12 protein-coding genes and 3 pseudogenes are annotated in these 14,999 nt (G+C 41.6%); 13 read left to right on the top strand and 2 right to left on the bottom strand.

All coding sequences use genetic code 11. The features are described from left to right. The 11 genes and pseudogenes from F8S12_RS00860 to F8S12_RS00810 all read left to right on the top strand — a co-directional run. A pseudogene (locus F8S12_RS00860) lies at positions 1 to 357 on the top strand (hypothetical protein); the annotation flags it as partial. Positions 358 to 494: 137 nt separating this feature from the next. Further along, complete coding sequence (locus F8S12_RS00855; RefSeq protein WP_196514344.1) at positions 495 to 1,049, top strand: hypothetical protein; 555 nt, start codon at positions 495 to 497, stop codon at positions 1,047 to 1,049. Positions 1,050 to 1,492: 443 nt separating this feature from the next. Then, positions 1,493 to 1,789 (top strand): hypothetical protein, encoded by a 297-nt coding sequence (locus F8S12_RS00850; RefSeq protein WP_196514343.1) that lies wholly within the window; start codon positions 1,493 to 1,495, stop codon positions 1,787 to 1,789. A gap of 333 nt (positions 1,790 to 2,122) precedes the next feature. After that, complete coding sequence (locus tag F8S12_RS00845) at positions 2,123 to 3,196, top strand: hypothetical protein (protein WP_196514342.1); 1,074 nt, start codon at positions 2,123 to 2,125, stop codon at positions 3,194 to 3,196. 122 nt (positions 3,197 to 3,318) lie between these two features. Further along, entirely contained in the window at positions 3,319 to 3,756 is a 438-nt protein-coding gene (locus F8S12_RS00840; RefSeq protein WP_196514341.1) for a DUF1257 domain-containing protein, read from the top strand. A 1-nt stretch (position 3,757) separates the two neighbouring features. Then, on the top strand, positions 3,758 to 4,201 hold the full coding sequence (locus F8S12_RS00835) for a DUF1257 domain-containing protein (protein ID WP_196514340.1): 444 nt from the start codon (positions 3,758 to 3,760) through the stop codon (positions 4,199 to 4,201). 4 nt (positions 4,202 to 4,205) lie between these two features. Continuing rightward, a complete protein-coding gene (locus F8S12_RS00830; protein ID WP_196514339.1) occupies positions 4,206 to 4,406 on the top strand; it encodes a DUF2997 domain-containing protein in 201 nt (66 codons plus the stop codon). 61 nt (positions 4,407 to 4,467) lie between these two features. Continuing rightward, the gene (locus tag F8S12_RS00825) at positions 4,468 to 5,019 is read left to right on the top strand and encodes a hypothetical protein (RefSeq protein ID WP_196514338.1); all 552 of its coding nucleotides are present in this window, start codon (positions 4,468 to 4,470) and stop codon (positions 5,017 to 5,019) included. 31 nt (positions 5,020 to 5,050) lie between these two features. Continuing rightward, on the top strand, positions 5,051 to 5,302 hold the full coding sequence (locus F8S12_RS00820; RefSeq protein WP_196514337.1) for a hypothetical protein: 252 nt from the start codon (positions 5,051 to 5,053) through the stop codon (positions 5,300 to 5,302). Continuing rightward, positions 5,299 to 5,634 (top strand): annotated as a pseudogene (locus tag F8S12_RS00815) (AAA family ATPase); the annotation flags it as partial. The gene F8S12_RS00820 and the pseudogene F8S12_RS00815, both read left to right, overlap by 4 nt. A 191-nt stretch (positions 5,635 to 5,825) precedes the next feature. Beyond that, positions 5,826 to 7,952, top strand: coding sequence for a putative Ig domain-containing protein (locus F8S12_RS00810; protein ID WP_196514336.1), 2,127 nt, complete (start codon positions 5,826 to 5,828; stop codon positions 7,950 to 7,952). 229 nt (positions 7,953 to 8,181) lie between these two features. Here F8S12_RS00810 and F8S12_RS00805 read toward each other — a convergent pair whose 3' ends face one another. Continuing rightward, positions 8,182 to 9,489, bottom strand: a complete 1,308-nt coding sequence (locus tag F8S12_RS00805) for an NF041680 family putative transposase (protein WP_196514335.1) — start codon at positions 9,487 to 9,489, stop codon at positions 8,182 to 8,184. Positions 9,490 to 10,021: 532 nt separating this feature from the next. Between F8S12_RS00805 and F8S12_RS00800 the strand changes: the two are divergent. Beyond that, positions 10,022 to 10,427 (top strand): annotated as a pseudogene (locus tag F8S12_RS00800) (IS1634 family transposase); the annotation flags it as partial. Positions 10,428 to 11,523: 1,096 nt separating this feature from the next. On the opposite strand, the gene F8S12_RS00795 reads toward F8S12_RS00800, so the two are convergent. After that, the gene (locus tag F8S12_RS00795; protein WP_196514334.1) at positions 11,524 to 11,661 is read right to left on the bottom strand and encodes a hypothetical protein; all 138 of its coding nucleotides are present in this window, start codon (positions 11,659 to 11,661) and stop codon (positions 11,524 to 11,526) included. Positions 11,662 to 11,920: 259 nt separating this feature from the next. On the opposite strand from F8S12_RS00795, the gene F8S12_RS00790 reads away from it, so the two are divergent. Next, positions 11,921 to 14,977 carry a peptidase domain-containing ABC transporter gene (locus tag F8S12_RS00790; RefSeq protein WP_196514333.1) on the top strand — a complete coding sequence of 1,019 codons (3,057 nt, stop codon included), beginning with the start codon at positions 11,921 to 11,923 and terminating at the stop codon, positions 14,975 to 14,977. Positions 14,978 to 14,999: the final 22 nt, after the last annotated feature.

The raw sequence follows: 14,999 nt of genomic DNA, 5'->3' as shown, positions 1-14,999 counted from the left end.
GTAAGTGAACTGGTTGCCCTTCCAAGCGAAAATCTTGTCCGCCGTAATGTTCTTGAAATGGTTTACAGGTGGCGTATCAGTGTAATGACACAAACAGATTTAACTGAAGATGACCAGGAGTTAATTATGAATTTAACAGAAGCTTATCAAGAAGCAAGAGCGCAAGCGGTACAAGAAGGGCAACGCCAAGTTGTAGAAAACTTGTTGAGATTCCGATTTGGTTCTGTGGATGAAGAACTTTCAAGAGTAGTCGAGAGTTTGTTGCAGTTAACACCAGATGACTTTGCGAGAATTTTACTGGAATTGTCTAGTTTATCGCGTGAAGAGTTGTTAGCAAGATTTGTTTCACACGGATAACTCAATAGTAAAAATAGCGAAAAGTATTAAGCGCTTTTGTATCAGCAAAAGCGCTATTTTATTGCTGATTTTAGCCTTCATCATTAGAAATCAAAGGCTACGCCAAAGCTGTATGAAAATACTTTTGGTACAAACAAATGAACCCTCAAGAAACATCAGACTTAGTTGCCTCTTTGATGAGGCAAGAAGAATTGCTCAAGCAGTTGATTGCCTCAATCAATCAACCGAAATTGGGACTACACAATGAAGCTGGCAGTTGCAAAATCTACTGCAATCGCCACAATGGTTCGCTGTGGTACATTATGGCGAACGGTGAACCAAGTGCTGTTGCTCAAAGTGCCTTAACTGGATATCTCAAAGAGTTACGCTTTGAAAAGTGTGAGCGGCGGGGTAAAGAAGTTCACAAACTGCTTGCTACAATCCAGGCTGACAGACTCTATATCTTGGAGTCAGGACATGATACACACTTTTCCAAAGGTTTGTTAACCGCAGTTTCTTTATTGACACCACAGCAACTTTATTCTCCCCTGACAATTCAACCACAGGCAGGAACAGACGAGAGTGTGTTGTTCTGTCGGGTGTGGGTAGGGTCTGAATTGGTGATTGCTAGTTATAACGAGCAGACCAATTGGCGAGAGGTCAGTAAACAGGCTAAAGCTTGTGTCAAGGCGGCGTCAGAAATGGTGTTTTAATTAGCTGTAAATAGGGCTTGGGTAACTGCGAGAAATTGCTCAAGTCTTATCTACAGCTAACTGTGCTGTGAAAAAAAAACCAGACTTTTCATCATCTCATCATCATGAATAAAAAAATCGTACTGCAAAACCAAAAAACTGGTGAAGTTATACAGACACAACGAGATGAGTCTTGCGTCTGGGTGTCTTTGGTCAATGAAAAATGGATGACTGAATGCGAGCTTCAACGTAATGGGTGGTTTGAAAAAAGTTAGCAACAATCAGCATCTTTATCTGTGAAAATTTTGCTGATTTAACCAATTAATCAAAGTAAAAGTAACGAAAATGCAACCAACAATTACTCTTCCACGAGGCTACAGAAATCCAAGCTTTGTAATTGGGCAGCGTACAAAGCAAGGAATTATTGCTGGAATCGACATTTTACAGAGAAGATTTCGGCTTAAATGAACAAGCAGCAAGAAACACAATCAGCCTGGGATGCGTTGATGTCTCTTAATAGACGACATTATGTTTTAACTGGTTTTTATGCGTTGGGTGACGCTTACTTAATAAGCGGTAAAGACTCCAAGTACAAAAACAAGATTGTCTTAGTAGAGCATCGTCAAAAATCCCAAATTAATCATTGGGATTGGACAGTCTCAAAATCCGAATGTTCTCAGCAACCGACGATAGAAACTAACGGTGACGATGGTCAAGGCAATCTCAAACGAAAAGCACCATCGCTTAAGGTTTATAGCTAATTGAAGAGAGAAAGCTGCAAAGCAATTTTAGAACAACTACAACTATTTTGAGTTATGTCAATATATAAACCACCCCTCATTAAAAGACCAATCAAGTTACAAAACAATGGCTCGACCAAGATAATTTATAGAGTCATCAGAGAGGTTCAACACTTGAAAAATAAGTCTCAACTAGGAACTGCAACTATCGAAGGAAAATCCTGCATGGTTCGCAGTCAATGGAATTATTGGGTTGTTGTCTAGACGGAGTTTTGTCAACAAGTGTAGCTGATCAACTCCAACATAATGAATCAGCTACGCTGAATTTTGCTGAAAATTAATAGGTATTAAATCATGGTACAGGCAATCGCTCACACCGAAACGGAAACTTTTCTCCAAAATGCTACAGTTGAACACCTGAACTTCTCAAAATTAAATAAAACCCGCATTAGATTTCGCATCCAGTTAAAAAAGAGTACAAAATCTGCGGCTCCCAAATGGGCAGATGTTTTAAAAGCTGAAATTAGTGAAGTAGAATCAGACCTCGTAAAAGTTACTAATTCCGAAGTCGGGTTACGAGGAATCAAAGTTTTCAAAAAGCTAGATGAAGCATCTGCTCAACTGCGTCAAGAAATTGCCTCAGTTCAAGAGTGGATGTCTGCTGATACTGGGGACTGGGTTTGTCCTATAGACTTAGCTCCAATTGTCTGGAATCAATTAATCAATATAAGGGATAATCTAGCTCCCAGTTTACGTAATCAGTTAACAGTTGATTACGAGGCAGGACTTGTAGATTACCAGGAACGGATTGACAAATTCCTCTCGCTAAATGCCTGGGAACTCGCTGACGACAAGCAACAAGAAGTCAAAGCTAGTTTGTTAACAGCATTCCCCACTCTCACTGACTTGGAGGATTATCTACAGGTAATCATCGGTCGTCCGGTGATTATTCCTGCGCTGTCCGAACAACTCGACCAGAAACAGGCCCAGTGTTTAGACCAGATTACCCAATTTATCCAGCAATACGATAGTAACCTGGAGCAAAGGCTACGGGAATCTGCTCAAGCTGGCGGTGAACAACTGGCGGCGCAACTCCTTGAAGAATTGAGCGACTGGGAGCCAGGACGTAAACCGGTGCAGTTCAAAAAGAAGATGGAAAAACACCTGATGAAAGTGCGGGTGTTACTGGCAAATGCCTCACCGGAAGCTGGCAGCAGTTTACAACAGATGATGGAGCATTTGGATTCGATTGTCACCGACCCAGCGATTGAGTCGAAGAATCTTGGTAGTGATGGGCGCAGTCAGTTACAGCAAAAGATGGAAGAAATTAGGGTCAAGCTGTTAGATGAACAACGCAATCTACAACAGTTAGCGACTGGCGACGTGGGCTTATCAAAAGCTACCGTGATGTCGTTTAAGTTCCGGTAAAAAATAGACTTGGGCGAATGCACACTTGCCCAAGACTTTAAATCACTAATACTTTTGGTTGAAAGTGCGTTGTCATCATCTCAGGATTGACGGCGCACAAGACTATTTCTGAAGGATAAACTATGTCACACTTTTCTCAAATTGCAGTCAAGTTTAAAGACCAATCGTGTTTGGTCGAAGCATTGCAGCGCTTTGGGTTTTATCCCCAAATTCATGATAAACCAGTGAACTTATACGGATATGAAGGGGACAAGCGAGAGCAGTTAGCTCACATTGTTGTCCCTCGCAATCAAATTAGTTACGACAGCAACGACCTGGGATTTTACTGGAACGGGTTTGAATACGAATGTCTCATTTCGGAGTTTGACCAACGGTGGGGACAAGCAGCACGGGACAAAGGACTAGGATCACAGTTCGTACCAAAGTTGCAAGAGCAGTACATCAATTTATACCTCCCAAAACTTGCTACGCAACTCGGAGGTGAAGTAGTTGCAACCAAGAGCAACGGCTCTGTCACTACTGTTCGGGTATTATTGCCGACTCAAACTATTAGGAGATAAGATGTCGCATTTTTCAACAGTCAAAACTAAACTTGCCAACCGTGATTGTTTGGTGCAAGCGTTACAAGATTTACAGCTATCACCGCAAGTCCACGAAAAGCCACAGCCACTTCAGGGCTACTACGGCGATTCTCAAGGACAGAGTGCTGAAATTATCGTCAGTGGTCGCACCATAAAAGCCCGTGCAGATATGGGATTTAAGTGGAATGGCTCGGAATACGAAATGATCCAGGACGAGTACGAAGTAATTAGGCAATTAGGAGGAAAGTTCTACGCCTGTCAGCTGATGCCAGCTTATGGACGAAGAATGGTTTTAGCCAAGGCTGAAGAGTTACGAGAAAAATTTGGCTCTTGTTCCATAACCGAAACAAGTGTTGGTCAGGTGCAAACCCTAAGACTGACTTTCGCCGGACATCAAGAAGTTAAACAATTTGCACGGAGATAAATTAATGGAACGCTCAATACTTATACATTTTGACAAAGTTACGGGTGAAGTGAAGGTAGAAGCTTCGGGTTTTGAAGGGCTGTCTTGCCTGGAAGCGACTCAACCTTTTGAAGAGGCATTGGGGGTTGTGGGCGATCGCCAATTTAAGCCAGAAGCCCAAACGCAACGCATGACTTCAACTCATCAAACACGACTACGACAGTAAGAAAAAGCTGGGTGGGGGGGAACAAAACAATCTCCCCACACTCATATTTTGGGAGTAGACAATGTTAGTGTTAGGTTCCGTTCACCCAGTCGATGGTAAGTCCAGAAAATATGGTGAGTTCGGGTTGACAATTTACCTTTCCTCAAGCGAACTAAAAAAGCTGATGTGGGCGCTGAATTTTGAGCCACATATTGATCTGGCATATCAATACTTTACTTCTGAACATTTGGAAGAAGCTTTGCAAAATGGTGGGATGTGTACCTTAACCGCTTGTTGGCAAAAGTCAGATGCTTGTTCTCGCAATGATTCTGAACTTGAGTCCGATGCAATGTGGCTAAAAGATTGGCTGCATCGAGCCAAGTGGCATGGATTTCAGCATGATGCCGGATTAGGTTTGCTTGTGACTTACTACAAGCCGATGTGCGACCTCATTACCGATGGCGAAATTCATCCCGATGACTTGCCTGACTTGGAGAGCAGCGATTACTGGAGTGATTACAGAAGGGAACCCAGAAATTTTGAATACTGCAAATTTTATGGGTTCACTACCTATTGGGAAAATATTCACTACGAAACTATAAGCGAATCGCTGGGCATCGAATGGTGTGGTTGATCGATGCCTTAATTTTCTCCAGCAAAATATCATGAACGAATTACCCAAACAATACCCATTTATTCACATTTATCCTCAACAACAAGCACATCAGCCCGTGACCATCAAAGGTAACACTGAAGGACTTTGTGTGCTTGTTAATGCCTTAATTTCCGCAATAGCTAACCCAGACAACAACGCAGCAGCAGAGGTCTTTTGCGGCGATGCCGAATTTTATGAGGTAGTCGTGAGACTTGTTAATACTCATAAAGAACTATCGCCATTACCGTATCAAAAATCATGAAACTTTCAAATCTAATCGTTACGCTCGATTCACAAATCCCCATCGCTGCTGTTGATGTGCTGTCGCCTGATGAAGCAACTATCATTCAGTGGCTCACTATTGAAGCTAAAGACAAACTCAAAAGTTCGGTTTTCTTTTGGAACTTGGGAGTTTCTACTCTAGAGCAATGCTTGATTGCTGAAGATGGGGGGCTGGTGTTTAAGCCAGTACCAGAATACAAAAAACCGCCTCATGCAGATCCACTGCTGTATGTGTTTGAGTATATCAATAACTTTGATGGTGTTGGGGTGTTCATCCTGGGCGATGTTCACCCTTTTATCGGTAAGAACTCCGGGGTGTGAGTATCAATGGAACAGAAAACTGGGTTAAGCTTAAAAGCCTTATTGCGTAAGGATTTTTTTGAAAGTTGTAGTAGCTCACTTTTCAAATCACTAACTACTGCCTAACGATAAATCAAGAGTTTCAGCACCTAAAATTTTTTGTAGTATTCATGTAATGCTTCTTATCCCGGTTTTCTGTTCCGATGATACTTGTACCCCATACTCAACTGCAAGTCACAGATGTTGACAATAGCACCACCCAAGTTACTTACACCTTAACGGACATACCAGATAACGGCACACTTTTACGCAACAATTTAGCGTTAGCAATTAACGATACCTTCACCCAAGCAGACATCGACAGTAACCTGCTAAATTATACTCACAATGGCAGTGAAACCACTAGCGACAGTTTCAGCTTTACCGTTGCCGATGGTGCAGGAGGTGCGATCGCTAACACCACTTTCAACATTACCGTTAATCCGGTTAATGATAACCCGATTTTGGTGAGTGCGATCGCCAACCAAACAGCCACAGAAGAAACGGCCTTTAGCTTTCAAATTCCTACTAATACCTTCAGTGATGTCGATACAGGCGATACCCTTACTTACACTGCAACATTAGAAAACGGTAATGCTTTACCAATTTGGTTGACCTTTGATGCTGCAACCCGCACATTTAGCGGCACTCCAAGTAACGCAGATGTAATCACACTTAGCATTCAAGTGATTGCAACTGATAATTCCGGGGCAAGCGTCAATGATATCTTTACTTTGACAGTCGCCAATACTAATAATGCACCGATTTTGGGTAATGCGATCGCTAACCAAACCGCCACAGAAGACACCGCCTTTACCTTCGCCATTCCCGAAAACACTTTTGCAGATGTCGATGCAGGTGATAGCCTTACTTACACCGCCACATTAGAAAACGGTGACGCCTTACCAACTTGGCTGACCTTTGATGCCGCAACTCGCACGTTTAGTGGTACTCCTGCTAATAACGATGTGGCTACACTGAGCATCAAAGTCACCGCCACTGATAATTTTGGCTCAAGTGTCGATGATATCTTCACGTTGACAGTCGCCAATACTAATGATGCACCGATTTTGGGTGTGGCGATCGCCGACCAAAATGCCACGCAAGACATCGCCTTTAACTTCACTATTCCCGCCAATACCTTTTCTGATATTGATGCAGGCGACATTCTCACTTACACCGCCACTTTAGAAAACGGTGAAGCATTACCAAGTTGGTTGAGTTTCGATGCTGCAACTCGTACCTTTATCGGCACACCCATCAGTAATAGTGTAGGCAATCTAAATATCAACGTTATAGCTAGCGATAGTCAAGGAGCAACTGCTGAAGATATCTTTGCCCTTGCAGTTGCAGCCACTAATGTTATTAATGGCAATGACACTAATAACAATATTTCTGGGACTGCAAACGCAGATAACATCTACGGCTTTGATGGTGATGATTATCTCCAGGGATTAGCTGGTAATGATTTAATCAATGGTGGGACTGGAAAATTTGATTTGATGTTTGGCGGTGCAGGTGATGATACTATTACCGACCCAGATGGAATTTTGGGCGCATATGGGGGGACTGGTAACGACACAATAAATGTTACCTTTGCTGTCAGTTGGGATAATGATACTAACTCTAGCAATGCCCCTCGTTCTGATGGCAAGATTACCGGAGGTTACGGCGACGATAACATTACGGTAACCATGAATAACAGTCAATTCTTTATTAACCTGAAGGGAGATGGACCAACTAATAGTTTTCAAGATGGTAATGATGTCATTACATTATTAGGCAGTTACCAAAATGCAATTGTTGACTTGGGTGGTGGTAACGACACTTTCGTAGGTGGTAATGGCAGTGATGATGTCTCTGGTGGTGCTGGCAACGATACTATTTTTGGTTTCGGGGGCAATGATAGACTAGTTGGTAATGATGGTAATGATATTCTCGCCGGTGGTGCTGGTAACGATAATCTGACTGGTGGTAGCGGACAAGATTTCTTTAGCTTCTCTTCACTAACTGGCAATGGCATTGACAGCATTACAGACTTTAATCTGGTTGACGATAAAATTCGTGTTGATGCTGCTGGCTTTGGTGGTGGACTTGTGGCTGGTGCTTTGCCAGAAACTAGGTTTGTCTTAGGAACAGCAGATCAAGATGAGAGCGATCGCTTTATTTACAATCAATCAAGTGGTACTATTTTCTTTGATGTTGATGGCACAGGTTCTACCACTGCGGTTCAGATTGCCACTCTACTAACCAAGCCTACTATTAATTCAACGAATATTATGATTGTCTAACAAACTGAACTTGGAGGAAGTAAAAAATTTTACTTCCTCACTTGGCTTTGTTGTATGAAGATGAATGAACTAATTTTTTTAATTTCAGATATGCCGGATGGCACATTTAATGGGGAAATTCTTGAATAAGCAGGTTGTTCATGACTGGAGTTTAGACTAAGCCATGCAAAAAGACCCAGCAGGGCTGAGTGAATCAGAGACTTAGCAAAAGTATGAATAATCTTAGGTATTAAACAGCAACTGATGGTTCTTTACGTGGTGGAGTTACTGTTTTTTTAACAATTGGGCATCGGTTTTTACGGTGATGCTTTTTTCCCGTTTGCCAACCAGGGGACTTTCCGCGAGGTTTGGGTTCAGAGGTAGGAGTACCAATCACCGCAAAAACTCCTCCTATAGCTTGAGCAACTCGCCCAGGAGTCAATTTATCGGAAGACCTCTGCCAAGGTAGAGGATTATCAGTAACGATATCACGGGCTAACCACAACTCCCAAGTCATGAGAGGCATTAAGTCACTCCAGCGCTCACACTGCTTAGGAGTACTCAGCTTTGGTACAGTCCAATGTAAGCGTTGCTTTAAAAAACGATACCAGTGGTCAATCGTAAAGCGACGCAAGTAAAATCGCCAAACTTCTTCTAAGGGAGGCATTGCTTCTCCTACCCAAGCTAACCACAAAGGTTTCGATACTCGTTGATTACCTTGAACATCTTGACGTTCAACTCTTAAAAGTGACATCGGACGTGTCACCGCTTTACGGAAATGCAAATTTTTCCACAGACTCACCCGTACTTGTTTTAGTTTTGGATCATCTACCTCGAAGACAGATGCTGCTTCACCCCATGTTGTTGGTTCATTCAACTTGAATTTATCACCATGTTTTCTGGGACAGCCCTTGCCAGAATAAGCTCCTGGTTCGCCCCATAAACACAAATTTGAACGCAACCGGACTAGAATATCGACTGCAATGTTAGCTGTCTTTAAGACAAAAGGCGCGCATCCATACTCACTGTCCCAAACCGAAATCGGTCTGGTAGGGAAATGTTCACACACCTGTTTTAGTTGCCAAATTGCTTTCTCTATTGGGCTTTCCCAACTGGTTATGCGCTCATGTCTCAAGGGTAATGCCCAACTACCTGAATCCTCTGGTATCCAAGCAATTGTACTGTATCCTTGACCAACAGTAATCGGTTTATTTCCAGCTATGGACGTGCCACTATGTTCATAAGTCCTCTCTTGTAGCGTTACTGCATCCGGGCGTGACCAGTTTGTGTGATCTCCTGCTAACAAGGGTCGTCCCTTGAGGGGTATCTGTTTGATATATAGCTGCATTAATTTCTGTCGCTGTGGTCTGCTATCTTGTAGGGCTTCATAAATACTTGACCACTTGCGTCTAAATACTGGCGATAAGGATAAATCTGCTAAGGAATAAGCATTGCGGGTTAGCAATATCGCATCTGTTAATTCAAAAGTCGCATCTTTGGCTCTACCTAAATATTTGTAAGCTACTTGACGAAACTCTTCAAGTCTGGCATTTTTCATGTTGGCAGGTGAGTAATGGTAGTTCTTTTCTCACTTTCTGCCAAAAGCAGGGCTGTTTCATTCCATTTCAAACAGGATTTGTCAAGATGGCTAGCGAGAAAATTGTAAGTAAGGGTGACGAGAAGATGAACTTTTAAGCACTTAAGCAACAGTAAAATTGTTCATTTTCTTGGCACGCTGGTAACAAAATAATCAATTTTAAATCGCTAGAATCCTTGATATTTATCGCTCTTTAGGGAATGAAACAGCTCTGTCTGCCAAAAGGGGGGCTGTATTCAATCAGACACCCCTTTTTTTCTTGCTCATTATCTGATAATGATAATCTAATAAGGAGGGGTGGGAGAGAAACGAGCGTCGCTCGTTTCTCTCCCACCATTTTCATGATTATCATTATTGTATTATTTACTCGGCAAGCATACTACACAAGAATGGTTCAAGGTGCGGATGCTTTGAGGTTGACAAGATAATATTTTTAACCTCTAATTCCATTTGGTTTGCGTTCTCTCATATCGCTTTTAGTCTAAACTCCAGTACTGAACAACTCAGCAATGACGATGTTTTGCGGGAATACAAGGCACAGCAGTCTACTGAGCGCTGTTTTCGGTTTCTCAAAGACCCTTTATTTTTTACTTCGAGTGTATTCCTCAATTCGACTGAGCGAGTTGCTGCACGCTTCTATGGTTATGGGTTTGTGCTTGCTTGTTTATAGTCTCGGTCAAAGGGCTTTACGTCAAGCTTTAGAACGGGCAAAAAAAACTATTGATAATCAGTTGGGTAAACCAACTTCTACTCCAACCTTACGTTGGGTGTTTCAATGTTTTATGTCGATTCATTTGGTTACGGTCGCCCAAATCAAACAGATTGCCAATTTAACACATGAAAGACAATGGATTATGCAATTTTTTGGTGATCCTTGGTTTAAAGATTTAATGTATTAATAGCTCCTAAATATATTTTTTTTGCAAAGACATAGCTAGATGTGAATTTTTTCAAAATTACATTAAAAAATCAATCATAATTTATTCTAAATTTCAGTTGATCGGTGTAAGATATATTATGTAAATAAAAATATTACAGAGTTAGTTATCTCAAAGACTTGCATTAGTTACACTATAGGAGGTATATTAAGCCAGTAGATTTCTGTAAGATTCCCTTGAAGATAGTAGAGACACCTAGATTAGGTTTGAGTCTATTATATATCTTGTGACAAAATTAAAAAGATAGTGTTCAATCAAGATTTTATTTGATTAGTAAAATCTTTAAACTACTTATGTAATGTGCTTCATAATATTTTTGTGCTTTGATTTTAGCCCACCCATGCTGGAGGTTAAACGCTTAAGACTGAGGTTGTCCCGGAAGTAATATCCCGGAATTGCCAAATTCCAGGGTAACAACACCGGGTTTTAAATGCACGTTATGTAAACCTCCGATTAACCTTATAGGTTAATCTAGTATTGTAGTTGTGGTCTTTTTGCTGTCAGGCTTTGATGACACAACTGTTATGGATTACGTTTGCCCATAATTTACAACTCAATGCAGTTAGAAACAATTATGTCACACAATGTGATTAAAGACAAAGCTGTTATAAAGCCAGAAATGCCTGAAATTAGTGTTTTAAAGCTTTTTCAGCCTCATATCTAACTCATATCTAAATTAAGAGCATGAAATAACATACTCTTAATTCAGATTTTTAGTCAGGATATTTTCCTCATAAGTGGAAATAAAGCTTCTGTTCAAAATTTAAAATGCTTACTTCATAAGCATTTTAAATTTTGATATTTGCGAAAAGTTGCTAAAGCTTTAGCGAGTCCAATGCTTTATTACTCGCTAAAGCTACGCGGATCGCTATCAAGTGTTACAGGGTTAGCCCTATCTAGTAGACGTTCCAGTACAAATTTTAAGTTTCGCGTACTCCTTTCCTTCAAAATGCTACGAGAAAGCAAAAGCAATCTATGCGTAGCGTCTTATGAAGAAGTGGTATTAATGGCGAAGCAAACATCTGGCTCAAAACTTTCGCATTCAGATGACTAATTGTCAGAGCAAGGACTTACTGAAACCATTGGGCTGTCCACAAAACAAAAAATATCGGCGTTGCTGATTGCAGTATGAATTTTTTTCGCGCAAAGGCAAGGTAGCGCGTTGGGCGGGTTTACCGACTTGTTCGCGCAGCATCTCCCCTTTGGAGAAGCGACTGCCGCGCAAAGACGCGAAGAATTTAAATTTTAGATTTTTAAAACATTAATTTTCATACCTAATTCAGCAACGCCAAAACACCTTTATGTAAACAAAGATATTTTTGACCATCTTTTTTCCTAACACCCTTACTTTAAGAAAATTGAGAATTTCTTCAGTGAGAATACGGTATTAACTGTTTTTTAAGATTAAGTTTTGTAATTCAACGACAACTAAATTTCGTCTTGGAGGTTAGAAAATGCCAGCAGTGCTTTCTGAGCAATATATGGGTGAAAAGTTATTGCAAGCCTTAGATGCAAAGCTTTCAGAAAAAGAATTACAAAATTTTTTAGCAGCAATGGAGATTGTGGAGCCACCAGTAGCAAAGCAGTTCTGGCAATCTGCACAGACGAATCCTGGTATCTACATGATCCTTACAGGTAAAGTCCGACTATCAGATAGCTCTGAGAATTTGATTACTACCTTTGGTGCATGGTCTTTTTTCGGCGAGTCGACTCTGTTTCCCGAAGCTAACTTTAATCCTTACGTAGTCAGAGCTTCGACAAACTTAAAACTTGGCTATTTCCGGCAAGATGTATTGCAAACATTGATAGAGAAGTATCCTAGCATAGGCGATCGCCTCTTTAATCGAGCCGAACTTTGGGATTTGCTGTTGTTATGTCGCCAAACCTCACAATTTTTGCGCCATGCATCACAAGTTCCAGGGATGCTCAAAGGCTTATCTTTCTTCGAGCGTCACCAGCTAGAAACTGGCTCTATAAGCCCACAAATATCTCAAGATTCGCAATTGTGGCTATTGTACAGAGGTCAACTGCGGCATTCTGAAAGCCATTTTTTGACACCAGGCACAATCTTTGCTCAACCAGAACAAGGTGATTGGCAAGCAACGCAACCAACAATTGCTTACATTCTGAAAAACGACTATTGGCAAACAGCACTAGAATTCTTCCCAGAACTAGGGAACTGGGGACTAGAGAGCAAGGATTTGAAACTGGAGACTAAAAATAGGTCTTTCCAATCTCCAAAAGCCAAAATTATTCCTTTTCCCCAAAAAGAGAAGGAGTCCCAACAACAGCCAAAAAAATCACGTTTTCACTTTCCTAGTCCAAAAGCCCAAGTGGGGCATTGGTGGAGACGCCTCACTAAGAACTATCCCTTCTATGCTCAACAAAGCGCAGCCGATTGCGGTTCTGCTTGCTTAGTGATGATTGGTAACTATTGGGGCAAGCATTTTAGTATCAATCGCCTGCGGGATATGACCAACATTACCCGTAGTGGTGCATCTCTGAAAGCTATGGCAGCAACAGCAGAAAACCTGGGTTTTGCCACCCGGCCAGTGAAAGCCACTCTCGATAAATTGGCAGAACAACCTTTACCTGCAATTGTCCACTGGGAGGGCAAACATTTCATCGTTATCTACGAAATCACAAAAAAGCGAGTGATTGTATGCGACCCGGCTCTTGGTCAACGGAGTCTGACAAAAGCTGAATTTAAAGCAGGCTGGAGTGGTTATGCCTTGTTACTCCAACCTACAGCTCTATTAAAAGATAGTAAAGATGAAAGTACAAGCTTCTGGAAGTTTTTTCAGTTAATCAAACCTCACTATCGGACACTATTAGAAATCTTTATAGCTTCGGTATTAATCCAATTATTCGGACTGGTAACACCAGTATTTACCCAGTTATTGCTCGATAGAGTACTTGTGCAACGTAGCGTTACAACCTTAAACGCCATTGGTTTGGGGATGATTGTTTTTGGATTGTTTGGTGTTGCTGTCAACGCTGTACGGCAATATCTGCTATTTCATACTGCTAACCGCGTTAGCATCGCCCTACTCGTAGGTTTTATCAAACATACCTTTCGGTTGCCCCTTTCCTATTTCGAGTCGCGTTTTGTTGGGGATATAGTCTCGCGCATCCAAGAAAACCAGAAAATTCAGCAGTTCCTTACTGGTCAGACACTCGGAATTTTGCTGGATATGCTGACATTAGTAGTTTATCTGGCTTTGATGTTCTCCTATAGCTGGCGGATGGCATTATTTGTGCTGTGTACTGTACCGCCATTTTTTATCTTGGCGCTGGCTAGCACAAGTATTTTGCGCCGCATCTCCAGAGAGATTTTTAATGCAGCTACAAAAGAACAAAGCTATCTCATCGAATCACTCAGCGGAATTCGTACCGTCCGCTCATTGGCAATTGAGCAGACTGTGCGCTGGCGCTGGGAAGAACTGCTAAATGATTTGGTTAAAAAAGCCTTTAATGCCCAGATAATTGGCAATCGCCTGCAAATTATCAGTGGCGTAATCCAAACCTTTGTAAATACTTCATTGTTGTGGTACGGAGCCTCTCAGGTAATTAATGGCGAACTGACTATTGGACAATTAGTTGCTTTCAATATGTTGGTGGGTAACGTCTTGAGTCCTTTCCAACGGCTATCTATGCTGTGGAATGAATTGCAAGAAATTGTGATTTCCACCGAACGCATAAATGATGTTTTAGAGGCGGAACCCGAAGAAGACTTAGAAACTAAACCCCGAAAGTCGCTAGGTAAATTGCAGGGTAACATTCGCTTTCATAATGTCACCTTTCGCTATCACTCAGAAAGTAACACTAACGTCCTAGAAAATCTTAACTTTGAAATCCAGCCGGAACAGATGGTAGCTGTGGTGGGGCGCAGCGGTTCGGGAAAAACAACCCTTAGTAAATTGATTTTAGGTTTATATCCACCAACAAATGGCAAAGTACTGATTGATGGTTATGACATTACGAGTGTTTCCTTACGATCACTGCGTTCTCAAGTCGGCGTTGTAGACCAAGATACTTTTCTGTTTGGTGGGACGATCCGCGAAAACATTGCGATCGCTCATCCAGATGCTTCTACAGATGAAATTATCCAAGCTGCAAAATACGCCGGAGCCGATGATTTTATTCAAAAACTACCGATGGGTTACGAATCCCAAATTGGTGAAGGCGGCGGTATGCTCTCTGGTGGACAACGCCAACGCCTAGCGATCGCTCGGGCTTTGCTCGGAAATCCTCGGTTATTACTCTTTGATGAAGCCACCAGCCACCTAGATTCCGAATCAGAACGAATCATTCAAAACAATCTCAAAACAATTCTTAAAGGACGCACAAGTGTAATCATTGCCCATCGCCTCTCAACAGTCCGTAACGCTGACTTGATCTTGGTTTTAGATCAAGGCGTTTTGGTAGAAAGTGGTACCCACGACGAATTAATCGCCAAAAAAGGTCATTATTACTACCTGAATCAACAACAGCTAGCTCAAGTTAGTTGAGATTAGACAATTCAATTTTGGA

The sequence above is a fragment of the Nostoc sp. WHI genome (assembly GCF_015714725.1).
Classification (GTDB): domain Bacteria; phylum Cyanobacteriota; class Cyanobacteriia; order Cyanobacteriales; family Nostocaceae; genus Nostoc.
The sequence above is the reverse complement of the archived record's forward strand: the minus strand, read 5'-3'. Positions and strand labels throughout refer to the sequence as shown.

Coding starts and splice junctions, on each gene's coding strand:
- F8S12_RS00855 (WP_196514344.1), top strand. CDS start 495: ATGAACCCTCAAGAAACATCAGACTTAGTTGCCTCTTTGATGAGGCAA.
- F8S12_RS00850 (WP_196514343.1), top strand. CDS start 1,493: ATGAACAAGCAGCAAGAAACACAATCAGCCTGGGATGCGTTGATGTCT.
- F8S12_RS00845 (WP_196514342.1), top strand. CDS start 2,123: ATGGTACAGGCAATCGCTCACACCGAAACGGAAACTTTTCTCCAAAAT.
- F8S12_RS00840 (WP_196514341.1), top strand. CDS start 3,319: ATGTCACACTTTTCTCAAATTGCAGTCAAGTTTAAAGACCAATCGTGT.
- F8S12_RS00835 (WP_196514340.1), top strand. CDS start 3,758: ATGTCGCATTTTTCAACAGTCAAAACTAAACTTGCCAACCGTGATTGT.
- F8S12_RS00830 (WP_196514339.1), top strand. CDS start 4,206: ATGGAACGCTCAATACTTATACATTTTGACAAAGTTACGGGTGAAGTG.
- F8S12_RS00825 (WP_196514338.1), top strand. CDS start 4,468: ATGTTAGTGTTAGGTTCCGTTCACCCAGTCGATGGTAAGTCCAGAAAA.
- F8S12_RS00820 (WP_196514337.1), top strand. CDS start 5,051: ATGAACGAATTACCCAAACAATACCCATTTATTCACATTTATCCTCAA.
- F8S12_RS00810 (WP_196514336.1), top strand. CDS start 5,826: ATGATACTTGTACCCCATACTCAACTGCAAGTCACAGATGTTGACAAT.
- F8S12_RS00805 (WP_196514335.1), bottom strand. CDS start 9,489: ATGAAAAATGCCAGACTTGAAGAGTTTCGTCAAGTAGCTTACAAATAT.
- F8S12_RS00795 (WP_196514334.1), bottom strand. CDS start 11,661: ATGCTGCGCGAACAAGTCGGTAAACCCGCCCAACGCGCTACCTTGCCT.
- F8S12_RS00790 (WP_196514333.1), top strand. CDS start 11,921: ATGCCAGCAGTGCTTTCTGAGCAATATATGGGTGAAAAGTTATTGCAA.